General features: G+C 70.9%; 23 protein-coding genes. 9 read left to right on the top strand and 14 right to left on the bottom strand.

The genetic code is table 11. The annotated features are described in order from the left end of the window. Positions 1–4: 4 nt before the first annotated feature. Positions 5–967, bottom strand: a complete 963-nt coding sequence (locus tag OG589_RS09855) for a carbohydrate kinase family protein (RefSeq protein WP_405148073.1) — start codon at positions 965–967, stop codon at positions 5–7. 83 nt (positions 968–1050) lie between these two features. Between OG589_RS09855 and OG589_RS09850 the strand changes: the two genes are divergently transcribed. After that, a complete protein-coding gene (locus OG589_RS09850) occupies positions 1051–1641 on the top strand; it encodes a TetR/AcrR family transcriptional regulator (protein WP_405148072.1) in 591 nt (196 codons plus the stop codon). After that, positions 1638–2303 (top strand): class II aldolase/adducin family protein, encoded by a 666-nt coding sequence (locus tag OG589_RS09845; protein WP_405148071.1) that lies wholly within the window; start codon positions 1638–1640, stop codon positions 2301–2303. The genes OG589_RS09850 and OG589_RS09845 overlap by 4 nt, the downstream gene beginning before the upstream one ends. A 14-nt stretch (positions 2304–2317) precedes the next feature. Here OG589_RS09845 and OG589_RS09840 read toward each other — a convergent pair whose 3' ends face one another. Further along, a complete protein-coding gene (locus tag OG589_RS09840) occupies positions 2318–3106 on the bottom strand; it encodes a protein kinase domain-containing protein (RefSeq protein ID WP_405148070.1) in 789 nt (262 codons plus the stop codon). A 144-nt stretch (positions 3107–3250) separates the two neighbouring features. On the opposite strand from OG589_RS09840, the gene OG589_RS09835 reads away from it, so the two are divergent. Beyond that, positions 3251–5218, top strand: coding sequence for a cation:proton antiporter (locus OG589_RS09835; protein ID WP_405148069.1), 1968 nt, complete (start codon positions 3251–3253; stop codon positions 5216–5218). Positions 5219–5289: 71 nt separating this feature from the next. Here OG589_RS09835 and OG589_RS09830 read toward each other — a convergent pair whose 3' ends face one another. The 4 genes from OG589_RS09830 to OG589_RS09815 form a co-directional block, all read right to left on the bottom strand. Next, positions 5290–6765 carry an FHA domain-containing protein gene (locus tag OG589_RS09830; RefSeq protein ID WP_405148067.1) on the bottom strand — a complete coding sequence of 492 codons (1476 nt, stop codon included), beginning with the start codon at positions 6763–6765 and terminating at the stop codon, positions 5290–5292. Next, a complete protein-coding gene (locus OG589_RS09825; RefSeq protein ID WP_405148065.1) occupies positions 6762–7205 on the bottom strand; it encodes a hypothetical protein in 444 nt (147 codons plus the stop codon). Before OG589_RS09825 ends, OG589_RS09830 begins: the two co-directional genes overlap by 4 nt. 13 nt (positions 7206–7218) lie before the next feature. Beyond that, complete coding sequence (locus OG589_RS09820; protein WP_405148063.1) at positions 7219–8754, bottom strand: hypothetical protein; 1536 nt, start codon at positions 8752–8754, stop codon at positions 7219–7221. Positions 8755–9016: 262 nt separating this feature from the next. Beyond that, entirely contained in the window at positions 9017–10153 is a 1137-nt protein-coding gene (locus tag OG589_RS09815) for a site-2 protease family protein (RefSeq protein WP_405148061.1), read from the bottom strand. A 113-nt stretch (positions 10154–10266) separates the two neighbouring features. Between OG589_RS09815 and OG589_RS09810 the strand changes: the two genes are divergently transcribed. After that, positions 10267–11127, top strand: a complete 861-nt coding sequence (locus tag OG589_RS09810; RefSeq protein WP_405148060.1) for a RecB family exonuclease — start codon at positions 10267–10269, stop codon at positions 11125–11127. 47 nt (positions 11128–11174) lie between these two features. Here the strand turns inward: OG589_RS09810 and OG589_RS09805 are convergent, their stop codons facing one another. After that, positions 11175–11420, bottom strand: a complete 246-nt coding sequence (locus OG589_RS09805; protein WP_405148058.1) for a hypothetical protein — start codon at positions 11418–11420, stop codon at positions 11175–11177. Between the two features lie 306 nt (positions 11421–11726). Here OG589_RS09805 and OG589_RS09800 point away from each other — a divergent pair, with 306 nt between their 5' ends. From OG589_RS09800 to OG589_RS09785, 4 genes are all read left to right on the top strand, one after another. Continuing rightward, a complete protein-coding gene (locus OG589_RS09800; protein ID WP_405148057.1) occupies positions 11727–12554 on the top strand; it encodes a Scr1 family TA system antitoxin-like transcriptional regulator in 828 nt (275 codons plus the stop codon). Beyond that, positions 12542–12757: a DUF397 domain-containing protein gene (locus OG589_RS09795; RefSeq protein WP_405148055.1), complete on the top strand. Its 216-nt coding sequence runs from the start codon at positions 12542–12544 to the stop codon at positions 12755–12757. Before OG589_RS09800 ends, OG589_RS09795 begins: the two co-directional genes overlap by 13 nt. Positions 12758–12923: 166 nt before the next feature. After that, positions 12924–14114 (top strand): sensor histidine kinase, encoded by a 1191-nt coding sequence (locus tag OG589_RS09790; RefSeq protein ID WP_405148054.1) that lies wholly within the window; start codon positions 12924–12926, stop codon positions 14112–14114. Positions 14115–14117: 3 nt separating this feature from the next. Then, a complete protein-coding gene (locus OG589_RS09785; RefSeq protein WP_363916310.1) occupies positions 14118–14801 on the top strand; it encodes a response regulator transcription factor in 684 nt (227 codons plus the stop codon). A 55-nt stretch (positions 14802–14856) separates the two neighbouring features. On the opposite strand, the gene OG589_RS09780 is transcribed toward OG589_RS09785, so the two are convergent. The 5 genes from OG589_RS09780 to OG589_RS09760 form a co-directional block, all read right to left on the bottom strand. Then, positions 14857–15891, bottom strand: a complete 1035-nt coding sequence (locus tag OG589_RS09780) for an ABC transporter ATP-binding protein (RefSeq protein ID WP_405148053.1) — start codon at positions 15889–15891, stop codon at positions 14857–14859. Continuing rightward, entirely contained in the window at positions 15888–16937 is a 1050-nt protein-coding gene (locus OG589_RS09775; protein WP_405148052.1) for an ABC transporter ATP-binding protein, read from the bottom strand. Before OG589_RS09775 ends, OG589_RS09780 begins: the two co-directional genes overlap by 4 nt. Beyond that, complete coding sequence (locus OG589_RS09770) at positions 16934–17953, bottom strand: ABC transporter permease (protein ID WP_405148050.1); 1020 nt, start codon at positions 17951–17953, stop codon at positions 16934–16936. Before OG589_RS09770 ends, OG589_RS09775 begins: the two co-directional genes overlap by 4 nt. Positions 17954–18039: 86 nt before the next feature. Beyond that, positions 18040–19818 (bottom strand): ABC transporter substrate-binding protein, encoded by a 1779-nt coding sequence (locus OG589_RS09765; RefSeq protein WP_405148049.1) that lies wholly within the window; start codon positions 19816–19818, stop codon positions 18040–18042. 55 nt (positions 19819–19873) lie between these two features. Next, positions 19874–20866, bottom strand: a complete 993-nt coding sequence (locus tag OG589_RS09760; RefSeq protein WP_405148048.1) for an ABC transporter permease — start codon at positions 20864–20866, stop codon at positions 19874–19876. 480 nt (positions 20867–21346) lie between these two features. Between OG589_RS09760 and OG589_RS09755 the strand changes: the two genes are divergently transcribed. Next, on the top strand, positions 21347–21484 hold the full coding sequence (locus OG589_RS09755; RefSeq protein ID WP_405148046.1) for a hypothetical protein: 138 nt from the start codon (positions 21347–21349) through the stop codon (positions 21482–21484). A 60-nt stretch (positions 21485–21544) separates the two neighbouring features. Here OG589_RS09755 and OG589_RS09750 read toward each other — a convergent pair whose 3' ends face one another. Continuing rightward, the gene (locus OG589_RS09750; RefSeq protein ID WP_405148044.1) at positions 21545–22033 is read right to left on the bottom strand and encodes a cellulose synthase; all 489 of its coding nucleotides are present in this window, start codon (positions 22031–22033) and stop codon (positions 21545–21547) included. 118 nt (positions 22034–22151) lie between these two features. After that, positions 22152–22811, bottom strand: a complete 660-nt coding sequence (locus OG589_RS09745; protein WP_405148042.1) for an HAD family hydrolase — start codon at positions 22809–22811, stop codon at positions 22152–22154. Positions 22812–22853 lie beyond the last annotated feature (42 nt).

The following is a 22853-nucleotide window of genomic DNA, read 5'->3' as shown; positions in this document are numbered from 1 at the left end:
TCGCTCAGATCCCTTCGGTGCCTTCGGTGCCTTCTGAGTCCGCCGCGGACCGGGCCCCTTCGATGAGTTCGATGGACAGGCCGTCGAGTCCCGCGTCGGAGCCGAGGCCTCCGGCGACCCGGGCCGCCACGGCCGTGCCGAGCCGGGCCGCCGCCACGACGTCACGGCCGCCGAGCAGCCCCGCGATGAACCCGGCGCAGTAGGCGTCGCCGCACCCCGTCGTGTCCACGACCGGCACTTCCAGGGCGGGCACACGGGTGAGGCCGGACGCCGTGGCGACCAGGCTGCCCTCGCTCCCGAGGGTGATCAGGACCCCGGACGGCCCCTCGGCGAGAAGCTTGGCCGCCGCCTCCTCCACCCCGGAGGCGCCCGTGATCATCAGGGCCTGCTCCTCGTTGGGCAGGAAGTAGTCGACGTGCGGCAGGAAGGCACGGGCTCCGGGCATGAGGTCGGGCATGTTGGACAGCAGGTCCATGGTGATCCGCGTCCCGCCGTGCCGCGCGGCCCCGAGCGCCTCGAAGAAGGCCGGGTCGTGCAGGCCCCAGGTCACGTCCATGCCGCCGAGGTGGACGATCTCGGCGCCCGCGAGCAGGCCCGGGTCGAGGTCGGCGAGCGAGAACCCCAGGTTGGCGCCGGGCACGTGGAACGAGGGCCGCCCGCCGTCCGGGCGGATGGGCAGGATCGACGCGGCCGTCTGCTCGCCGGGCTTGCGCACCACGCCCCGGACGTCGACCCCGTGCCGGCCCATGATCATGACGAGGAAGTCGCCGAGCTCGTCGTCACCGACGGCTCCGGCCGAGGCGACCGGCACCCCGAGCTTGGCGAGGTCGACGGCGGTTCCGGCCGCGGCCCCGGCGGCCGTGACGCGGATCTGCTCCAGCAGGTGGGTGTCCTGGCCCTCCGGGATGAACTCCACCGGCCTGGCCAGCACGTCGACGATGTGCACCCCGAGCGTGACGACGGTCATGTCTGGTCCTTCTGGATGTATGAGATTGCCGGATAATAGACGGGCGACCGACTAAAATGTCAAGGCCCCGGGAAGGGAGAGGGATGCCGAAGATCGTCAATCACCAGGAGCGCCGCGAGGAGGTCGTGGCCGCCGCCCGCAGGGTCATCCTGCGCGAGGGCATCGACGCGGCGACCACCCGGGCGATCGCCAAGGAGGCCGGCTACTCCAACGGCGTCCTCACCCACTACTTCGCCGACAAGGACGACATCCTGCTGTCGGCGCTGAGGTCGTCCCACCGCCGCATCGTGCACCGGCTGAAGGGCAGGCTCGCCGGTCGCACCGGGCTGTCCGCGCTGCGCGAGGTGCTCGCCGACAACCTCCCCCTGGACGAGGAGCGAGCCCAGGAGACCGCCCTGGAGGTGGGGTTCTGGGGCAGGAGCCTGGCGGGCGGCACGCTGCTGGAGGTGCAGCGCGAGGAGGCCGCCGAGCTGCGCTATCTCGTGCGCACCCTCCTCGACGCCGCCGCGGAGGCGGGTGAGATCAGCACGGGCGAGGATCTCGGCGATGTCACCGAGCGCCTGCTGGCCCTGGTCGACGGGCTCAGCGTGCACCGGCTGCTGTATCCCGACCGGATCTCCACCGAGGTGCTTCAGCGCCTCATGGCGGCAGAGCTGGACCGCCTGACCCCATGAACGACACGACCGCGCACCGCGAGAACGACGAGGGTGAGATGAAGCTGGCCGAGGAGCGGGAGCGGCTGTGCGAGATCGGCCGCCGCATGGTGGACACCGGGCTCGTGCTCGGCACCTCCGGCAACATCAGCGTCCGCAGGGGCGACCTGGTGGCGGTGTCCCCCGGCGGGGTGGCGCTCGACCGGCTGGCACCCGCCGACTGCCCCGTCCTGGACATGTCGGGAAACGTGCTGGAAGGCGAGCGCAAGCCGTCCTCCGAGGTGCCCATGCACCTGGCGATCTACGAGAGCACCGGCACCTCGGCGGTCGTGCACACCCATTCGTCGTACGCCGTGATCGTCTCCGCCACCATGACCGAGCTGCCGCCCGTCCACTACAACGCGCTGCTGCTCGGCGGCGTCATCCGCGTGGCGCCCTACGCGACCTACGGCACCCCCGAGCTCGCCGACCACGTCCGCACCGCCATGGAGGGCAGGCAGGCCGCTCTGATGCAGAGCCACGGGGCCGTGGCCGTCGGCGGCGACCTGGACCAGGCGCTCGAAGGCGCGCGGCTGCTGGAGTGGCTGTGCTCGGTCTACGTGCGGGCCAAGATGATCGGCGAGCCGCGCGTGCTCACCGAGGAGGAGCTGGCCGCCGTCATCGAGCGGGCCGCCAGAGGCTAGCGCCCGCGCCTCCTTCAGGACACCAGCTGGTACAGCCGGTCGGCGAGGCCGAAGGCGGTGGGGCGCTTGGCCGCGTCGCCGATGCACGAGCCGACCAGCTCGGCCAGCTCCGGCTCCAGCTCGGGCCTGATGGAAGGCGGGGTGCTGTACACCTTCCTGAGCGTCATGAGCGGGTCGTGGGTCGGCAGCTCGCCGTACAGGCCGTGGCCGGTCATCGACCAGTGCAGGGTGGCGCCGAGCGCCCACACGTCGCCGCCCGGCGAGGGCTGCTCCCCCTGGAGCAGCGCGGGGTCGGTGAACTCCACCGAGTTGAGCCCGCCCATGCCGGTGATCGTCGCGCCCGGCATCAGCACCTGGGACAGGCCGAGGTCGGACAGCTTGCCGCCGCCGGGCGTCAGCAGGACGTTCCCTGGGTTGATGTCCCTGTGCACGATGCCCTCCTCGTGCAGGGCCTGGGCGGCCCGCGCCGCGCACGCGACCGCGCGCAGCGCCCCCTCACGCGACGGCCGCTCGGCCGGACCGGCGAGCGAGCCCCCGGCGATGTACTCCATGGAGTAGTAGAACACCCCGCCCTGCTGCCCGGCGTCGTACAGCGTCACCAGGAAGGGCGAGCGCACGGCGGCGAACGCCTTCAGCTCGCGGGCGGCCCGCCTGAACGCGTCCTGGCCGGTGCCCCCCACGACCTTGACGGTGACGTACTCCGTGTCGACGGGCAGCCTCCGCGGCTTCCTCGCCAGATAGAACTCGCCATGGTTGCCCGCTCCAAGCGGCCGGACGAACTCGTAGTCGGCGATGCCCTCCACCTTGCGTTCCTCTCGTCAGCACGCACAGAACGGCCCGGCGTGCGATGCCGGGCCTCGCGGCGCCCGCCCAACTCACGGTAACGTCGCGTTGACCATTATCGGGGGCTTTGATCAGAGTGTCTTTACTTGCGGGGACGATGTTCGATGCTGCACGTGGATGTGCTGCTCCTTGATCTTGTAATCGTGCTCGCCGCCGCGCGGCTCCTCGGCGCGCTGGCAAAGCGTCTCGGCCAGCCCCCGGTGATCGGCGAGATCGTGGCCGGCATCCTGCTCGGGCCGACGCTGCTCGGCCCGTGGATCGGCGACGACCTGTTCGGACCCGACATGCGGCCCGCGCTGACCGCCCTCGCCGACGTCGGGCTGATCCTGTTCATGTTCGTGGTCGGGCTGGAGCTCGACCAGAAGCTGGTACGGGGCAAGGGCAAGGTCGCGGCGAGCATCTCCCTCGGCTCCACCATCGTGCCGTTCGTGCTCGGCACGCTGCTCGCGCTCGCCCTGGCCGGGGAGCACGCCCACGGCAACACGCTCGCGTTCGTGCTGTTCCTCGGGGCGGCGATGTCGGCCACCGCGTTCCCCGTGCTCGCGCGCGTCCTGACCGACCGCGACATGCACCGCACCACGCTCGGCGGGCTCGCGCTCGCCTCCGCGGCCGTCATCGACGTCCTGGCCTGGACCGTCCTCGCCGTCGTGGTCGGCATCGCGAGCGCCGAGGCCGCCAGCGGCCAGTGGCAGGTGCTGCTGGCCGTGCCCTACGCCGCCGTGATGTTCCTCGTGGTACGGCCGCTCCTGGCGCGCCTCGTGCCGGCCTTCGAGCGGGCGGGACGGCTCACGCCGGGGCTGCTCTCGGTCGTGCTGATCGGCCTCGTCGCCTCGGCCTGGGCCACCGAGTGGATGCACGTCCACTTCATCTTCGGCGCGTTCCTGTTCGGCGCGGTGATGCCCCGGGAGGGCGCCAAGCGCCTCAACCACCAGATCCTGGAACGCCTGGAGCAGCTCACCGTGCTCCTGCTGCTGCCGATGTTCTTCGTGGTGTCCGGCCTGAACGTGAACCTCCGGACGCTGACGGTCTCCAGCCTGGGCGTGCTCGCCGCGATCCTGGTGGTGGCGGTCGGCGGGAAGCTGGCCGGCTCCTACCTCGGCGCGCGGCTGCGGCGGGTGCCGGTGCGCCAGGCGTCCGCGCTGGCCGTCCTGCTGAACACCCGGGGCCTCACCGAGATCGTCATCCTCACGGTCGGCCTGCAGAAGGGCGTGCTGGACGGCGAGCTGTACTCCCTCATGGTGCTCATGGCACTGGTCACCACCGCGATGACCGGCCCGCTGCTGCGGCGCGTCTACCCCGACCGCCGGGTCGCCAGGGACATCGCCGAGGCCGAGCGCGCCGCCCTCGGCGTGACCGCCTCCTACCGCGTGCTCGCCGTGGTCCCCGGACGTCCCGGGGACGCCGGGCCGCTCGCAGGCCTGGCCGCCACCCTGGCGACGGCCGCCGCCCCCTCGGAGGTGGTGCTCGGGCACCTGGAGCCGTACCCCGACGGCCGCCTGGAGGTCGGCACCGGGCTGTCGTCCGAGCTGGCCGAGATGGCCGAGACGCTGGGCACCCTGGAGGGCCTGGCCGCCGGGGTGCGCGAGCGCGGGCCTGAGGCGCGCGTGGTGACCCGGTTCTCGGCGGACCCGGCGGCCGACCTCCCCGGGCTCGTCGACAGCGCGCGGCCCGACCTGGTGGTGGTCCCGCACGACACCCCCGGGTACGAGCGGATCGTCGCCGAGTCGACCGGCAGGACCGTCACCGTACTTCCGGGGGCCTACGACGCCGCCGGGCCGGTGGCGGTGCGCCACGGCTCGGGAGACGCCGCCGCGCACGTCGCGCTCCAGATCGCCCTGGCCACCGGCCGCCCGCTGGTCGTGCTGGGCCGGGGCAGGAGCGCCGCCCTGGCCGAGCGCCTCGCCAGGCTCGGCGTGGACGCCACCTCCGCGGCCGAGGCGCCCGCCGGAGCCCTGGTGGTCGCTCCGGAGGGCGCCTCCCCGCCGTCCGGAGCGCACCTGCTCGTACGCGCCGAGCAGGACGCCGACCCGATCGAGTGGGCGGCCGTCACCCCGGCGCGGGCCGCCACCTGACGGCCAACGCGTGAGGGCCGGGTACCCCCGCCGATCGGGAGCGCCCGGCCCTCACGCGTCGCGCGGCCCGGCTAAGCCTTGCGGTGGGACTCGTACCGCATCGTGCGGGACACCCCGATGCGCACCGTCGTGCCGGGCAGGACGGGCACCGGCTCGTTCGGCGGGATGTCGTAGAAGTTCGGGTCGCCGGGCGGCTGCACCTGGGTGCCGTTGACCGAGCCCAGGTCGATCAGGTTGACGTCCCACCCGTCGAGCCGGACCCGCAGGTGACGGCGGGACACCGAACCGTCGGGGCTGGTGACCCTGGCCGGCCTGGCCTCCCCCGAGGTGACCTCGGGCGCGCGCTCGGGGTCGCGCCCGAGCAGGTAGTCGCTGTCGAGGCGCAACGTGAGCCCGTCGTCGAGCAGGAGCACCCCGAGCGGCGGCCTCTCCCCCTTGTACGGCACGAGCGTGCGCTGCACCAGGGCGATGCCGCACACCGCGCAGTATGGGACGCGGGGATCGTTGAAGTGGTCGTTCTTGCAGTCGACGCCGTAGACCATCGGGCGGCTCAGCGGCTCGGGGGTCGGGCCCGCCTCGGTGGGCTCCAGCATGGAACCCGGCGTCTCCTGGTGCCCCTCGGGCCCGTTGATCAGCAGGAACGACTCGAACTCCGGCGCCTCCTCTTGCGGGGGCCGCCCGCCCGCCGAGCCGTTGGCGCCCAGGGCCGCCATCTCGGGGTCGGTGACCAGGCCCGGCGCCCGTTCGAAGTCGTGCGGGGGCGGCGGGGAGGACTCCGGGGGCGGCGCCGAGGCGACCGGCGGAGGGGGCGGGGCCACCGGAAGCGGCGGCGGGGCCTCGATAGGGGGCGGCACGCTCATGGCGGGCCCGTGGTCCATCGCGAGGGCGGCGGAGACGGCGCCCTCCGCGAGAGGGGAGGACTCGGGCGCGGCCGGCTCCGAGGGGCGGAACGGCTCGGGCGCCACCGCCTCAGGGGCGGGGCGCGGCGGTTCGGGCGCGGGGCGGGGCGGCTCGTACGCCGGGGCCGGCTGCGGGACGGACGGCTGCGACACCATGGGCGCGAACCGGTCGCCGGCCTCGCCGAAGTCGCAGGTGACGCCGCCGCCCGCGATGACGCCCGCGTCGAGGCGCGCCCTGCCGATCGGGCGCCCGGCGCCGGGCAGCCGGAGCTCCACCGTGGTCACCGGGCCGGGGACCAGGCGGTCGGTCCAGGTCAGGGCGTCCTTGCCGTCGAGCCGCACGTCGGCGCCCGAACCGATGACAAGGGCCTGCGCCTCACCGCTGACCAGCACCGCGATGCCGCCGCCCGCGCGGCCGGCGACGGCGCAGGTGATCGGCTCGGCCGTCATCGACCGCGCGAGCACCTGGGCGGCGCGCCGGGCGAGCGCCCGGCCGTCGCCGCCACCGGCGGCGGTCTCCTGGACCGCCGCCAGCAACTCGTCCGCGACGGCGTCGGCCGCGTCGCACACCAGCAACAGGCCGCCCACATGGGCGATCAACCCGTTGCCGGGAAGCGGACGCACCACCCCCACGCCTTGCTCCGTCACAGAACTCTCCCTCCCCGAAAACGCCACCGGACGAACGGCACCCGCATCGGACCGTTGGCCACCAGCCAAACACAGATCCAGACCACCACGAACTGCGTCCAGAAGGCGGCGGCGGGCGGAACCGGGTCGATGAGGCTGCCGATGGCACCGGACCGTAGCAAAAAGAACAGCAGAAGTCCTTCAGGCACGAGTGTGACCAAACCGAACAAAGTGGGCCAGTCCTTCTCCCAGCGGAACTGCATGAGGAAGTGATAGACCAGCTCCCACACCACCCCCAGCACGGCGACCGCCGCGAGAACCAGGAAGCCCACGCGGTAGTCCTGGGAGAGCGGGCCGGACAGGCCGGGCAGCACGGGCACGATCAGCACCGTGATCACCACGCCCACGGTGGCAAGAAGGAACAGCCGCGTCTGGATGCGGCCGATCAGAGTTGGAACCACGGGGGGACTCTCCTTAGACGGGCTTGTTGAAGGCCCACTTGAACCACTGGGAGGTCGAGCGCATCGGGCCCATCTTTCGGCAGAAGCCGCGCCTCGCCAGGTCGTCCGCGATCTCCTGGGCCGCGATCTGCAGGCCGAGGAACGTGTCGACGCCGGGGAAGTAGCCGCCGAGGGTGGCGGAGCCTGAGGCGTAGAGTGCTCCGTCGCCGCTGGCGGTGCCCTTGACCTCGAAGTGGCGCTCGACCTCGAGCCGGCCGACCGGGTTGCGGTAGGCGCCGCCGTGCTGGAGCAGGTCGGCGAAGACGCGGTGCTCCGCGATGTCGGCCTCGAGGCCCGTGCAGTCGATGATGTAGTCGGAGACCGGCTCACGGACGGTGCCGTCCTTGCTGCGCACGTAGCTCAGCATGCGGCCGTCCTGCGCCCGCTCCACCCGCTCGACCGTGCCCTGCACCGCGTGGTAGTAGCCGCCCGCGCGGCCCTGGCGCATCTGCTCCTGCCAGCGCCTGCGCTTGGGGGTGTTGGTGCCGCCCATCTGCTTGTACTTCTGGGCGCGCTCGGGGCCCTCCAGCCTGCGCATCTCGGCCTTGAGCTGGCCGCCCCACACGGACTTCGGGTAGTTGAAGCCCTGGTAGGCCCAGCCGTCGCCGCCCTTGCGCCTGCTCCACAGGTGGGGGCCGTGGGCGCCGGTGACGAACGTGCGGAAGATGTGGATGACCTGCGTCTGCAGGTGGTACTTCTCCCGGTCGTCGAACAGGCGCTGGAGCACGCGGGAGGCGACGATGCCGCCGCCGCGGATCACGACCGTGCCCGGGCGGGTCTTCAGGAACTCATAGACCTGCTCGTGGGGCTCGTAGGCGTTCACCACGTGCTGGTAGTCGCCGTACTTCTGCCGGAACTCCTGCAGGTCGGGCAGGAACTTCAGCCCGGGGTAGCCGATCGCGATGTGCACGAACCGCGAGCGGAAGACGATGCGCTTGGTGGGCGATGTGCCCTCGGGCGGGGTGACCACCGTGAAGTAGCCCCCACCGGCCCTGCGCCGCACCATGCGTACCTGGCCCTTGACGAGCATGTCCCAGTAGTCGATGCGCTTGGCCTCGCGCTCGAGGTTGCGGAAGACCGTGCCCGCCCGAGGGGTCCAGTAGTCGTTGAAGATGGGCTCGGTGGCGATCTGGAACAGGTGGCCCGGGTTCTTGTCGCGCCAGGCCTCCTCCAGCGCGTACGACGGGAAGCCCCACAGGTTGTCGGGCCTTGAGGAGGAGTCGGAGCGGATGCGCTCCTGCCGGGGGATCTGGGAGCACCTGGTCAGGAACTCGTACGTCTGCCACGGGTGCTCGATGTTGGACACGACGCGCATCTGCGAGGTCGGGACGCCGTAGACGCGGAGGTAGTCGAGCGTGACGAACGACCCGATGCCACCTCCCACCGTGAGGAAGGGGATGTCGTACATGGGGATGCCCGCCGCGGCGACCAGCTGGTCGCTCCACTCGGACGCTCCCAGCAGCTCCGGCGTCAGATCACCGGCGGCGGGGGGTGTGTGAGGCGTAGCCAATGCGAACGTTCCTAATCTGCTTGGCCGACCGGATCGGCGATCAGAACAGTAGTCTCGGCGCGCACGGAAAACGAGTGGGACAAAGCGGGCGATCTTCCCCCCGATGCCGCCGCCCGCCCCCGTCGCGCGCCATTGATCAGACGCCTGACCGATGCCGGAGGTTCGCCCCGTCACCGAGCCGAAACCTTACGTGCCCGTGACGTCCCCCGCGATCACGCCGCCCGGCCGCGCCCGATGGACACGGGCCGGCCGGAGGGGCGCGTCAGACTCCGGAGAAGACGCGGTTGACGTCGGCCGTGACCAGCACGCCGAAGACGTCGCCTCCGCGCTCCACCAGCAGATACTCACCGGAGGGGGCGCCTCGCATGGCGTCCAGCAGCGACTCTCCCGCGAGGTCGGCCGGCAGGACCAGCGACGGCTCGAGGCTGCGCGCCAGCGAGCCGACGGTCACCCACGGCCTGCGCTGCTCGGGCGTCGCGGTGACGGCCGCCTCGTTGACGATCGCGATCGGGTGCCCGTCGTGGTCGACGATCACCATCGCCCCCGCCTGGGCCTCCCTGGCGCGGCGCATGCCCTCGGCCAGGGGCACCTCGGCGGTCACCGGGATGGCCCTGCGGGCGAGCGAGCGGGCCTGGACCTGCGGCATGCGGGCGCGCACCCGGGCCACCCGCAGCGACTGGGTGGCGCCGACCCAGATGAAGGACGCCAGCAGCACCGCCCACAGCAGCGAGCCCCAGCTCGGCTCCTGACCGGTCATGAGCGGCAGCCCCACCGGCACGGCGACCAGCGCGACCGCCAGCGCCCGGCCGAACCAGGCGGCGGCGATCGTGCCGGAGCCGGCATTGCGGGTGAGCTTCCACACCCCCGCACGCAGCATGCGGCCGCCGTCGAGCGGCAGGCCGGGCAGCAGGTTGAACACGCCCACGATGAGGTTGGAGACCCAGAGCTGCAGGACCAGGACGTGCGGGATAGTGCCCTCGGGGATGAACCCGCTGGCGACGAAGCCGATGCCGGCGAGCCCGAGCGACAGCAGCGGGCCCGCGAAGGCGACGAGGAACTCCCTGGCCGGCGTCTCTGGCTCGCGCTCGATCTCGGAGACCCCTCCGAGGAGGTAGAGCGTGATGCGGCGCACGGGAAGCCCGAAGTAGCGGGCCACCACGCAGTGCGCCAGCTCGTGCAGCAGCACCGAGACGTAGAGGAAGACGGCGAACACGAAGGCCACGAGGTAGGTGGTGACCGTGTCCCTGCCGGGAAGGTTCCTCGCCACCTCGGGCTGGAAGGTGTAGGTGATGAACGCCGCGACGATCAACCAGGTCGGCGAGACGTAGACGGGGATGCCGAAAGGCCGTCCCATGCGCAGCCCCGGAGACTCAGGCCGTTGCGGGGTCTGGGTGCTCATGATTGTCGTCTTCCCTCCTTGTGCCTAGATGCTACGCGCCCCTGGGCGGTGATCGGCCGTTCACGTGCACGCCTCCGGCTTAAAGTGTCGGCCGACTGACCTACAGTTCCGGCATGAGCATTTCGGAGCCGCCCGCGGTAGTCGGCACTCTCTCCCCCTCCCGCGCGGGCGACTTCATGACATGTCCGCTGCTCTACCGCTTCCGCGTGATCGATCAGCTTCCCGAGCGGCCCTCGCCCGCCGCCGTGCGCGGCACGCTGGTCCACGCGGTGCTCGAGCGGCTGTACGACCTGCCGGCCGCCGAGCGCACGGTCGCGGCGGCGCAGGCCCTGCTCGACCCCCAGTGGGCGCGCCTGCTGGAGCACACCCCCGAGTACTCCACGCTGTTCGACGACGACGCCGAGCACGACCGCTGGCTCGGCCAGGCGCGGCAGATGCTCGAGCGCTACTTCGCCCTTGAGGATCCGAGCCGCCTGGAGCCCGCGCAGCGCGAGCTCTACGTCGAGTCCGTGCTCGACAGCGGGCTGATGCTCAGGGGCTACATCGACCGGCTCGACGTGGCGCCGAGCGGCGACGTGCGCGTGGTCGACTACAAGACCGGCAGCGCCCCCGGCCCCGACTTCGAGGCCAAGGCGCTGTTCCAGATGAAGTTCTACGCCCTGGTGCTGTGGCGCCTGCACGGCACGGTGCCCCGGCTGCTCCAGCTCATGTACCTCGGCAACGGCGAGGTGCTGCGCTACTCCCCCGACGAGGCCGACCTGCGGGCGACCGAGCGCAAGGTGCAGGCGCTCTGGGAGGCCATCGAGCGGTCGCTGACCACCCGCGAGTGGCGGGCCCGGCGCAGCCGCCTGTGCGACTGGTGCGACTACCAGGCCATCTGCCCCGAGTGGGGCGGCACTCCCCCGCCCGTCCCCGACCGCCGCCCCGGCGACACCACGCGCGGCTCCCGCCGCGCCGCCACCGACGAGCTCTGACGACCCCGCCCTCACAGGCCCGGGCGACGCCGGGGTGACGCGGCGGCTCACCCGGAGCCGTGGATGGCGTCCCACTCCTCGTCCTGCAGCGGCGGGATGCCGAGGGCGGCGGCCGCCTCGTCGAGCTCCTCGCGGTCGAGGTGCCAGGAGGTGATGAACCCCTCGGCCAGCCGCCTGCGGCGCTCGGCCTCCACCATGCCCGCGACCACCTTGCTCACGCGCCGCACCGTCTCGAGGTTGGCGTGCCGCTGCTCCTCGGGAACGTCCGAGCGGTCGTAGACAGGGAAGATCATCGGCCCTCCTCAGGGCGGGCGGGGCCGTGCCCGCCCCCGATGGACACGTCCCCCGCCCGCGCTCCGGCCATCTCGGGCGAATCCGCCGGCGCTCGCTCTGGACTCCGTGATTCCACACGTTCACGATGATGCTGTGGCATGTTCGTCATCGCCTCCGCCGTTCACCCGGCCGCCGATCGTCCGCCCTTCCCAGACTGCCGCCTGCCGACTACTCTCGGTACCCAATCACCTGCACTTCGTATTCAACACATCGTGTGAAACGCGGTGTGGCAGAGCCGAGAGCCGCCGGACCAGTTGAACGGAGCGATGATGCCCGCCCCCCGCGAGCTGGACCCGAGCGCCTCGCCCCAAGCACTCTTCGGCTACGAGCTGCGCAGACACCGCACGGCCGCCGGCTGGACGATGGAGCAGCTCGCCCAGAAGATCTGCTTCTCGCTCGCCCTGGTGGGCATGGTCGAGACCGCCAGGCGCACCCCCTCCCGCGACTTCGCCGAGCGCTGCGACGAGGCCCTGAAGCTCGACGGGGCACTGCTCAGGCTCTGGCCCTTCATCAACCGCGCGTCCACTCCCGCCTGGTTCCGCCCCTGGCTGGACGTCGAGCGCGAGGCGGGCACGCTGCACACGTGGCAGCCGCTCATAGTTCCCGGTCTGCTGCAGACCGAGGAGTACGCCCGGGCGATCCTGCTCGGCGAGCCCCGGGTGTCGCCCGAGCAGGTGGAGGACCACGTGGCCGCGCGCATCGAGCGGCAGCGCGTCTTCGAGCGCCCGGAGCCGCCGATGTTCTGGGCGGTGCTCGACGAGGGCGTGCTCCGCCGGCCGGTCGGCAGCGCCCAGGTGATGGCCGACCAGCTCACCCGCCTGCTGGAGGCAGGGACACTTCCGTACATCACCATCCAGATCCTGCCGCTCAGCGCGTACTCCACCACAGGGCTCGAAGGAGGATTCATCATCGCCCAGACCCGGGGCGTCCCCGATACGGTGTACCTGGAGTCAGCGGGTCATGGCCAGGTCGTCGACCGGGCGGAAGCGGTCGAGGATCTCACGACCAGATACGAAGTGATCCGCGCTGAGGCGCTCCCCCAGCGCGCGTCGCTCGACTTGATCAGGGAGACGATAGAGCGATGGACGAGCTGAACGACGAGCTGCGCGAGGCCGCGTGGTTCAAATCCTCCTACTCCGGCAGCAGCGGCGGTGACTGCGTCGAGGTCGCCGCCCTGCCGGGCGCGCGGGTCGGCGTCCGCGACAGCAAGAACCCCGGCGGCCCCGCGCTGGTCTTCACCGCCGGCGAGTGGACCGACTTCAGCAGGCGCATGAAGGACGGCCGCATCGACGTGTGACGTCCGGCCGGGTCCGTGCGGCCACACCGGCGGCCGTACGGACCCGGCGTGCGCGAAAGGCCGGCCGGGGTCACCGGGCGCGCGGGGCGCGCGTCCTTCTGCGGGATGAGGGCGATATCCGTCCTGAGCAGGGTGGCCAGCAGCAAAGACGTCCTAAATTGAGAGGGTGCGCACCACCCCTGGCAGTCCGCGAGCATGGCTGAGAGCCCATCCCCTGTTCGGCGACTCGGCTCTCGCGGCGGTGGTGACGGGGCTTTCCCTCGTGGCGGCCGAGTTGTCCGGCTCCGGACAGGGCCAGGTGCGGCCGCCCACCGTGCTGAGCGTCGCGCTCGTCGTGCTGGCGTGCCTTCCGCTCGCGCTCCGCAGGCGCTGGCCGTTCGCGCTGCTCTGCCTGGCCGAGCTTCCCCAGATCATCCTGGCCGCGCTGAACCACGACGGCGGGCTCGCCGGGCTTGCCTCGCTCATCCTGCTGTACACCGTGGCCGCGTACCGCGGCCTGGCGCTCAGCCTGGTCGCCGCCGCGGTCAGCTCGCTGGCGTACGCCGTCGGCAGGATCCTGGCCGACGACCGGGGCGACTGGACCCAGCACACGTTCGCCGCCATGGTCGCCCTGGCGGTGTGGGTGGTCGGCCGCTCGGTGCGGCTGCGCCGGGCGTACCTCGCCGAGCTGGTCGACCGGGCCGAGCGGCTGGAGCGGGCCAGGGACGCCGACACCCGCGCCGCCCGCGCGGAGGAGAGGTCGCGCATCGCCCGCGAGCTGCACGACGTGGTGGCCCACCACGTGAGCGTGATGACCGTCCAGGCGGCCGCCGCCCGCAAGGTGCTGGACACGCGGCCCGAGGCCGCCAAGGACGCGCTGGTGGCCATCGAGGAGATGGGCAGGACCGCGATGCGCGAGATGCGGGGCATCGTCGGGGTCCTGCGCACCGACGGTGAGACCGGCGAGCTCGCGCCTCAGCCCGGCATGGGCGACCTGCCCGGCCTGGTCGACCAGATGCGCGAGGCGGGGCTGCGCGCCCAGCTCTGGATCGAGGGCGAGCGGCGGCTCCTCCCCCCGGGCATCGACCTGGCCGCCTACCGCCTGGTCCAGGAGGCCCTGACCAACAGCCTGCGGCACGCGGGGCCTTCGGCGCGGGCCTGGGTGACCGTGCGCCACGAGCCGAGCGAGCTGCTGGTGCAGGTGGAGGACGACGGGCGTGGCGGGACGGGCGAGTTCACCCGCGGCCCCGACGACCGGCCCGGGCACGGTTTGGTGGGCATTCGCGAGCGAGTTGCCCTTTATGGTGGAATCCTGCGGATCGGCCCACGCCAGGGGGGCGGATTCGAGGTCCGGGCCCGCTTCCCCCTCAAGGACTGACAAATGACTATCCGTGTGCTGCTGGTCGACGACCAGCCGCTTCTGCGCACCGGCTTCCGGCTGATCCTCGAGGCCGAGCCCGACCTCACGGTGGTGGGAGAGGCGGGCAACGGGTCCACGGCGCAGGACCAGTCCAGGGTCCTGCTCCCCGACGTGGTCCTCATGGACATCCGCATGCCCGGCGTGGACGGCATCGACGCGACCCGGCGCATCGTGCGCGACGCGGCCCCGGGCGCCCACGTGCCCCGCGTGCTGGTGCTGACCACCTTCGACCTGGACGAGTACATCGTGGAGGCGCTGCGGGCCGGGGCCAGCGGGTTCCTGCTGAAGGACGTGCCCCCCGACGAGCTGGTGCAGGCGATCCGGGTGGTGGCGGCCGGAGACGCGATAGTGGCGCCGAGCGTGACCAGGCGGCTGCTGGACAAGTTCGCCGCCCGCCTGCCGTCGGCCCACCAGCAGGCCACCCCGGCCCGCGTCCACCGGCTGACCGAGCGCGAGTTGGAGGTGCTCCGCCTCATCGCGAGGGGGATGTCCAACGCCGAGATCGCCGCCGAGCTGGTGGTCAGCGAGACGACCGTGAAGACCCATGTGGGCAACGTGCTCACCAAGCTGGCGCTGCGCGACCGGGTGCAGGCCGTGGTCCTGGCCTACGAGACCGGGCTGATCACCCCGGGCGCCATCCCCTGACGGGCCCTCCGGGCACGGCCGCCGTGCGCCGTACCCGGAGAGTGAGCCCGAGGGCTCAGGCGGGGACCGGCGCCCCGGCGTCGCCGGGCACCGCGTCCCGCGGAGCGTTCTCCGGGAAGTGGCAGGCGACCTGGTGGCCCGTGGCGAGCTCCGCGAGGGGCGGCTCGACGGTCTTGCAGATCTCCTGCGCCTTCCAGCAGCGGGTGTGGAACCGGCAGGCCGGCGGCGGGTTGATCGGGCTCGGCACGTCGCCCTGCAGGCGGATGCGCTCGCGCTCGGTGCGCCGCTTGACGTCCGGAACCGGCACCGCCGACAGCAGCGCGGTGGTGTACGGGTGCATCGGCGACTCGTACAGGTCCTTGCGGTCGGCGACCTCGACGATCTTGCCGAGGTACATGACCGCGACCCGGTCGCTGATGTGCCGGACCACCGACAGGTCGTGCGCGATGACGACGTAGGTCAGGTCGAGCTCGTTCTGCAGGTCCTCCAGGAGGTTGACCACCTGGGCCTGGATGGACACGTCGAGCGCCGACACCGGCTCGTCAGCGATGATGAGCTTGGGCTTGAGCGCCAGCGTCCGCGCGATGCCGATGCGCTGCCGCTGGCCGCCGGAGAACTCGTGCGGGTAGCGGTTGTAGTGCTCGGGGTTGAGCCCGACCAGCTCCAGGATGTCCTGCACGGCCTTCTTGGTGCCATGCTCGGTCTTCACGCCCTGGATCCGGAACGGCGCGCCCACGATGGCGCCGACGGTGTGGCGCGGGTTGAGCGAGCTGTAGGGGTCCTGGAAGATCATCTGCATGTCCCGGCGGAGCGGGCGCAGCGAGCCCTGGGACATGTGGGTGATGTCCCGGCCCTCGAAGAGGATCTTCCCGCCGGTGGGCTCCAGCAGCCGGGTGATCAGGCGGCCGGTCGTGGTCTTGCCACAGCCGGACTCCCCCACCAGGCCGAGCGTCTCGCCCTTCCGGACGTCGAAGGACAGCCCGTCGACGGCCTTGACGGCTCCGACCTGACGCTTGATGAGCCCCTTGGTGATCGGGAAGTGCTTCTCCAGGCCCTGGACGGACAGCAGAGGCTCGGGCGACTCACTCACGCGGACTCCAGGTTGGGCTTGATCTCGTTCTCCCAGATGCCGCGCCGTTCCTCCAGGGTCATGTGGCAGCGCACCAGGTGCCCGCCCTCGGTCTCCAGGAGCTCGGGCACCTGTGTGCTCGCCCGGCCCTCCGTGCGGCCCTCGAAGGCGCAGCGGGGGTGGAACGCGCAGCCGGCGGGCACGTTGATCAGGGACGGCGGGGTGCCCTTGATCGGCATCAGGCGCTCTGTGCGCTCGCGGTCGAGCCGCGGCATCGACCCGAGCAGGCCCCAGGTGTAGGGGTGCTCGGGACGTTCGAAGATGTCCTCGGCGCTGCCGTACTCGATGCACTTGCCGCCGTACATCACAAGGATGTCGTCGGCCAGCTCGGCCACCACGCCGAGGTCGTGGGTGATGATGATCAGCGCGGAGTTGAACTCCTCCTGCAGATCGCGCATCAGGTCGAGGATCTGGGCCTGCACGGTCACGTCGAGGGCCGTGGTCGGCTCGTCGGCGATCAGCAGCTCCGGGTCGCACGAGAGCGCCATGGCGATCATCGCGCGCTGGCGCATGCCGCCGGAGAACTCGTGCGGGTAGCTGTCGACGCGCCTGTCGGGCTGCGGGATGCCCACCCGGCCGAGCATGTCGATCGCGTGCTTGCGCGCCACGGCCTTGCTGACCTGGTGGTGGATGCGGTAGGCCTCGATGATCTGCGCGCCCACGGTGTAGTAGGGGTGCATGGCCGACAGCGGATCCTGGAAGATCATCGCCATCTTCTTGCCGCGCAGCGTGCGGACGTGCTCGGGGGTCGCGGAGACCAGCTCCTCGCCGTCGAGCCAGATCTCACCGGAGATCTTGGCCCGGGTGCCCTTGTGCAGGCCGAGGACGCCGAGGCTCGTGACGCTCTTGCCGGACCCGGACTCGCCCACGATGCCGAGGGTCCTGCCCCGCTCCAGCCCGAACGAGAGCCCGTCGACGGACTTGACCAGGCCGTCGTCGGTCGGGAAGTGGATGCGAAGGTCCTTGAGCTCCAGGAAGGCCTTCTGCCCGGCGATTCGCCCGCTCACGTGAGCCTCACTCTCGGGTCGACCACCGCGTACAGGAGGTCCACGACAAGGTTCGCCACCACGACGAAGAAGGCGGCGACCAGCGTGACCCCCATGACCTTCGGCAGGTCCTGGTTGGTGATCGCGTCGATGGCGTACTTCCCGATGCCCGGCAGGGAGAAGGTGCTCTCGGTGAGCACCGCGCCGCCCATCAGCAGGCCGAGGTCGAGGCCGAAGATGGTGAGGATCGGGGTCAGCGCGCCGCGCAGGCCGTGCTTGAAGACGACCACGCGCTCGGTGAGGCCCTTGGCCCGGGCCGTGCGTATGTAGTCCTCGTTCATCGTCTCAAGCATGCCCGACCGCGTGAGCCGCGCGTACCCGGCGGCGTACAGGAAGGCCAGCGTGATCCAGGGCAGGATCAGGCTGTACGCCCACATGACGGGGTTGTCGAAGAACGGGGTGAAGCTGCCGCCCGGCGCCGTGAGCGCCAGTGGACGGCCGTAGCTGAAGACCACCAGCGAGACGATGCCGGTGAAGAAGATCGGTAGGGAGACGCCGGCGAGGGCGATGCTCATCGCCGCCCTGTCGAAGATGCTGCCGCGTCTCAGCGCGGAGATCACTCCGGTGGCCACGCCCGCGATGAGCCAGATCACCGCGGCTCCGAGGGCCAGTGACATCGTCACCGGCAGCCGGTTCAGCAGGTCGGGCCACACGGGCAGCCGGGTGAGGAACGAGTAGCCGAAGCACGGCGCCGGGCAGCGCTCCACGCCGGGACCGTAGTCATAGTCGGCGCCCGCGACGATGCCCTTGGCGAACCTGCCGTACTGCACGATCAGCGGATCGTTGAAGCCCAGTTTCTCGGCCGCGACCTTGACCTGCTCGGCGCTGGCCGTACGCCCGACGTAACGGGTGGCCAGGCTCTCGGAGGTGGCGCCCGCCAGGCGCGGCACCAGGAAGAAGATCGCAAAGGTGATCACGCTCACGATGGCGAGCATGAAGACACCCCAGATCAGGCGCCGGATGATGTATGTGACCACAGTCCCCCCGGCTCCGGGGGCCGGCCTGTCGGCCGGCCCCCTGCCGCGTTCACGTGTCTATCGGATCTATCGGATGGTACGGGCTGTTACTGCAGGCCCATGTTGATGTAGTCGTACATGCCGGTCGCGTCGCTGACGTACACGTTCGTCACGCCCTTGCCCCGGATGAGGAGGCTCTTGGCCCACAGGCCGGGCAGGACGTAGGCGTCGTCCATCACCTTCTGGTCGATCTGCGCCCAGATCGGCTCACGCTTGGCGATGTCGGTCTCCAGCGAGGCCTGGTCGATCAGCTTGTCGACCTCGGGGTCCCGGACGCTGATGTTGGAGGAACCACCAGTGTCGCGGATCACCCGGCTGTCGACGATCTGCTGCAGGAAGCCGTATCCGTCCGGCCAGTCGGCGCCCCAGCCGTTGACGGCCAGGCCCAGCTTGTTGTCCTTCGCGTAGCCCGGCTTGCCGGCGTACAGCGCGAAGTAGTCGGCCTGCGGGAACGGCTTCAGCGTGAGCTTGATGCCGACCTTGGCCAGCGACTGCTGCAGCGCCTCGGCCGTGGCCTTCTCCTTCGGGCGCTCGGCCCGGTAGGAGATGTTGGTCTCGAAGCCGTTCGGCTGGCCGCAGGCCGTGAGGGCCTCCTTGGCCTTGGTCACGTCACCGTGGTTGTCCGCGCCGGCCGGGTACGGGTTGATGTCCGCGTGGCCGGGGATGCCCGGGGGCAGCAGGCTCGTGGCGATCTGGCCGCCGGAGAACTCGCCTCCGTAGGCGGTCTGGTAGGCGACCTTGTCCGCGGCGTACTCGACGGCCTTGCGGCACTCGAGGTTGTCCAGCGGCTTCACGTTGCCGTTGATCGACGTGTACCACAGGCGGGTGATCGTCGGGTTGTCGGCGTTGGCCTTCAGCGCCGGGTCCGTCAGCACGCGGCCGAGGGTGGCGGGCTGGGCGCCGGTGCCGGCGATGTCGACGTGCAGGTCGCCGGAGAGCAGGCGGTTGTCGATGTCGTCGGCGTTGACGTTCGTCGAGACCTCGTAGCCGTCGGGCAGCGCCTTGCGGTTCGGGTCGCTCGCCTGGTCCCACTGGTCGTTGCGGACCAGGTTGAAGCCCTTGCCGATCTCGTTCTTATCGAACTTGTACGGCCCGGAGGAGATCACGTGCTCCTTGTACTTCGCGCCCGTGTCCTTGGCCTCGGGGACCGGGATCGTCGCGGGAAGCTGCGCGAAGTAGTCGAAACCGCTGTAGGACTGCTTCAGGTGGAAGACGATCGTCTGGTCGTCGGGGGTCTCGATCGCCTTGTCGGTGTTGACGCCCTTGGACTTGTACGGACCCTTGTAGTCCTTCGGCAGGTCCAGCGTGTCGTTGAAGTAGGTGTACCCGTCGGGGAACACCTCCTTGTCGAGCGACCGCAGGACGCCGTACTTCACGTCCTTGGAGGTGATCGGGGTGCCGTCCTCGTACTTCACGCCGGCCCTGAGCTTGTACGTCCAGGTCTTGGCGTCATCGCTCGGGGTGCCGAGGTTCTCGGCGAGGTCGGGGACGAGCTGGCTGCTCTCCTTGCCGGGAGCCGGCTTGAACATCACCAGGGCACGGCCGTAGAGCCGGATGAAGTTCCAGGAGTAGCCGTAGTAGGTGTCGGCGGGGTCAAGGGAGTCCCAGTCGCCGGCGTTGGCGAACTTCATGATCCCCCCCTTCTTGTCAGAAGGGTTGAACACCTGCGTGAGGGCGGCGTTGAACTCCGCCTTCGCGCCGTCACCGCCCGCGGACGCCGCGCCGGACTGGCTCGGCGTCGCCGACCCGCCTCCGCCGCAGGCGGACAGCCCCAGGGCGAGAACCGCACCTAGGGCGGTCACCCCCAGTGTGGTCTTTCTCATCATGTACGAAACCCCTTGTTGTCGGAGCCAGGGAACTTATGGGGGAAACAGATCGAGCTCAGCGGGCCCTCGGGTCGAGGGCGTCGCGAAGGCCGTCACCGAGGAGGTTGAAGGCCAGGACGGTGATGAAGATCGCCATACCCGGGAAGAACATGAAGTGCGGGATCGTGTAGAAGCGCACGGCGTCCGACAGCATGCCGCCCCAGGTGGCCGTGGGCGGGCGCACACCGACGCCGAGGAACGACAGCGCGGCCTCGAAGAGGATGTTCGTCGGGATCAGGAGCGTGGAGTACACCAGGATCGGCGCCACCAGGTTGGGCAGCATCTCCCGGAAGATGATGTAGGGCCCGCGCGCTCCAAGGCTGCGGGCCGCGTCGACGAACTCCCGCTCGCGCAGCGACAGCGTCTGCCCGCGCATGATGCGCCCGATGTAGGGCCAGTTGAAGAAGCCGATGATGAACACCAGGAGCGAGACGCGCAGCGCGTCGCCGGACAGGCCGAACGCGGTGTCGGGCACGATGCCCGCCAGGGCGATGGCGAAGACCAGCAGGGGGAAGGCCAGGAAGACGTCCATCGTCTTGCTGATGACCGAGTCGACCCAGCCGCCGAAGTAGCCGGCCATGACGCCGAGCGTCGTGCCGATGACCACCGACAGCAGCGTGGCGAGGAAGGCGATCAGCAGCGAGATGCGGGCGCCGTACACGATGCGGCTGAAGATGTCGCGCCCGTTGACCGGCTCGACGCCGAACAGGTGGTCCAAGCCGATGCCGGTGCCGTCCTTGGGCGCCAACGTCTCGGAGCTGATGAGGTCCTGGTTGAAGTCGTTCGGGGGATGCCCGATCAAGCCGACGATCAGCGGGGCGAAGACCGCGACCAGGATGAGGAAGATCACCACGCCGCCACCGATCAGCGCGACCTTGTCCCGCTTCAGGCGCATCCAGGCGATCTGGCCGAGAGATCGGCCCTGGATCGCCTTGGCCTGCGACCCTCCCAGCACGGCTTCCGGCGCGGCCTCGAGCTCCGTGCCGGAGACGTCGAGCGGTGCGGTCATAGTGTCGGCCCCCTGGATCCCAGACGACGTTGTCCGTCTGACGCGTCGCCCGCCACCGGTGGCCGGCGGGCGTCGTCCATTTCAGGCAGGCCGCGTGTACGGCCCCCGGACGCAGAATCTACGTGCTGAGCTGCACTGACCAGTACCTGAGCGCGCTATGTGGCTCAACTGTGATTCATGCGAAATTCATTCGTGTTGATCTTGGATGGTATGTCCGGGGGCTGTTCGGGTTGTGTACCGGAACCGTGACACGCCGCAGGGAGCCGCTGCGGCGCAGGGGATGCGGCGCCCGGCGGCGATCTCCGGCCGCCCGGAGGGGGCGTGGATCATGGCGGGGACCATGCCTGCGTGATCATATCCAGGGCATCGGAGGCCCGATCGGCCGATCTTGAAGACTGAGACGCCGTTATCCGAACGTAACCCGCTCCGAGGACGTATCTGCTCGTGATGGCGCACGCCGGACGGCAGCAAGGAGCATCGATGATCGGCACTCCCCAGGGATACCGGACCATGTCCTGCGAGCTACCGGGCGACCGGGCGGCCGTCGCGGAGACCCGGGACATGGTGCGGCGGACGCTCATGGGCTGGGGCCTACGGACGACGTGGTGCTCATGGTGAGCGAGCTGGTGAGCAACGCCATCGCCCACGGCGCACCGGGGGCGCCGGCGCGCGGGAGGGCTAGCTGATGCCCCGGCGCTTGAGGATCTCCTCGATGTCCGCGAGGTCGTCGTCCGCGGCGGGGGCGGCGGGCTTCTGCGGCAGGGGCCTGCGGTTCGGCTTGGTGGGGGCGGCCGCGCCCGGGGCCGCCTGCTTGGGCGTCTGCTTGGGCGTACGGCCCTCCGGCGCGCCCTCGGCGGCGCCCCCGCGCCTCCTGCGCAGCACGCCCGAGACCAGGAACAGCACCGCCGACAGGCCAGCCACGGCGACGCCGGCCCAGACCGTCGGCGAGAAGACCAGGCCCGTGAAGAAGCCCACCACGGCCGTGCCGACCTTCCAGGCGGCCGGCAGCGCGCCGGTGAGGTAGGCCGCGATCGGGATCAGGGACCAGGCGGCGACCCGCAGGCCCGCCGCGGCGCCCCGTCTGCGGAATGCCAGGAAGCCGAGCACCAGCCCGACCGCTGTCAGCCCGGCGCACAGCGGGAACCAGGCGATCTGGTCGAAGGACATAACGGCTCGCCCCCTTTGTATGGCTTACCGTTCCATCCTGGCACGCGATCGCGCCGGGTCCTCTCCTCCCCAAGGAGGGCACGTCCCCTACCTGGAGGAGGGGCGGCCCCCTAGGGGATCACGCGGCGGGGCCCTCGGACAGGACCAGGCTCCGGAGCGTCGCCAGGTCGACCTGCTTGAGCGACTCGACGACCAGGCGCCGCGGCGCGGGCGGGATGGCGAGCACGCTGGGGACGGCCACGACCGCGCATCCCGCCGCGGTGCCCGCGGCGACGCCGGTCGGCGAGTCCTCAAGGACGGCGCAGCGTGCCGGGTCGACACCGAGCAGGCGCGCGGCCAGCAGGTAGGGCTCCGGGTCGGGCTTGAAGTGCCGGACGTCGTCGCCGGTGACCACGATGTCGAAGTTGTCACGCCCGATGCCGCCGAGCACGGCGTCCGCCATCAGCCGGCTGGAGGAGGTCACGAGGCCCACGGGCACGCCGGACGCGCGCACCTCGGCCAGCAGCTCCGCCGCTCCCGGCATGACCTCGAAGCCGTCGGCCAGCAGGCCGAGAATGCCGTCGAGCATCCAGCTCTCGACGTCGGCGGGATCCCGGCCGGATCCACTCGCCTGGAGCATGTAGGCGACGGTCGCCGGCATGGAGCCGCCGACCAGGTTCTCCTGGTCGGCGGTGGTCCACCCCGCGCCAAGGCGCCGCATCACCTGTGACTCCGCCTGGAACCAGAGCTTCTCGGTGTCGACGAGAGTCCCGTCCATGTCGAAGAAGACCGCGTCCACGCAACCCCCTGACAAACGCGTGCGTATACCCCCAGAACCGTA

It is taken from the genome of Sphaerisporangium sp. NBC_01403 (assembly GCF_045040145.1).
In the GTDB taxonomy this organism is placed as follows: domain Bacteria; phylum Actinomycetota; class Actinomycetes; order Streptosporangiales; family Streptosporangiaceae; genus Sphaerisporangium; species Sphaerisporangium viridialbum.
This window is presented reverse-complemented; position numbering and strand designations above follow the sequence as displayed.

Coding starts and splice junctions, on each gene's coding strand:
- OG589_RS09855 (WP_405148073.1), bottom strand. CDS start 967: ATGACCGTCGTCACGCTCGGGGTGCACATCGTCGACGTGCTGGCCAGG.
- OG589_RS09850 (WP_405148072.1), top strand. CDS start 1,051: ATGCCGAAGATCGTCAATCACCAGGAGCGCCGCGAGGAGGTCGTGGCC.
- OG589_RS09845 (WP_405148071.1), top strand. CDS start 1,638: ATGAACGACACGACCGCGCACCGCGAGAACGACGAGGGTGAGATGAAG.
- OG589_RS09835 (WP_405148069.1), top strand. CDS start 3,251: ATGCTGCACGTGGATGTGCTGCTCCTTGATCTTGTAATCGTGCTCGCC.
- OG589_RS09815 (WP_405148061.1), bottom strand. CDS start 10,153: ATGAGCACCCAGACCCCGCAACGGCCTGAGTCTCCGGGGCTGCGCATG.
- OG589_RS09810 (WP_405148060.1), top strand. CDS start 10,267: ATGAGCATTTCGGAGCCGCCCGCGGTAGTCGGCACTCTCTCCCCCTCC.
- OG589_RS09805 (WP_405148058.1), bottom strand. CDS start 11,420: ATGATCTTCCCTGTCTACGACCGCTCGGACGTTCCCGAGGAGCAGCGG.
- OG589_RS09800 (WP_405148057.1), top strand. CDS start 11,727: ATGATGCCCGCCCCCCGCGAGCTGGACCCGAGCGCCTCGCCCCAAGCA.
- OG589_RS09795 (WP_405148055.1), top strand. CDS start 12,542: ATGGACGAGCTGAACGACGAGCTGCGCGAGGCCGCGTGGTTCAAATCC.
- OG589_RS09785 (WP_363916310.1), top strand. CDS start 14,118: ATGACTATCCGTGTGCTGCTGGTCGACGACCAGCCGCTTCTGCGCACC.
- OG589_RS09765 (WP_405148049.1), bottom strand. CDS start 19,818: ATGATGAGAAAGACCACACTGGGGGTGACCGCCCTAGGTGCGGTTCTC.
- OG589_RS09760 (WP_405148048.1), bottom strand. CDS start 20,866: ATGACCGCACCGCTCGACGTCTCCGGCACGGAGCTCGAGGCCGCGCCG.
- OG589_RS09755 (WP_405148046.1), top strand. CDS start 21,347: ATGATCGGCACTCCCCAGGGATACCGGACCATGTCCTGCGAGCTACCG.
- OG589_RS09750 (WP_405148044.1), bottom strand. CDS start 22,033: ATGTCCTTCGACCAGATCGCCTGGTTCCCGCTGTGCGCCGGGCTGACA.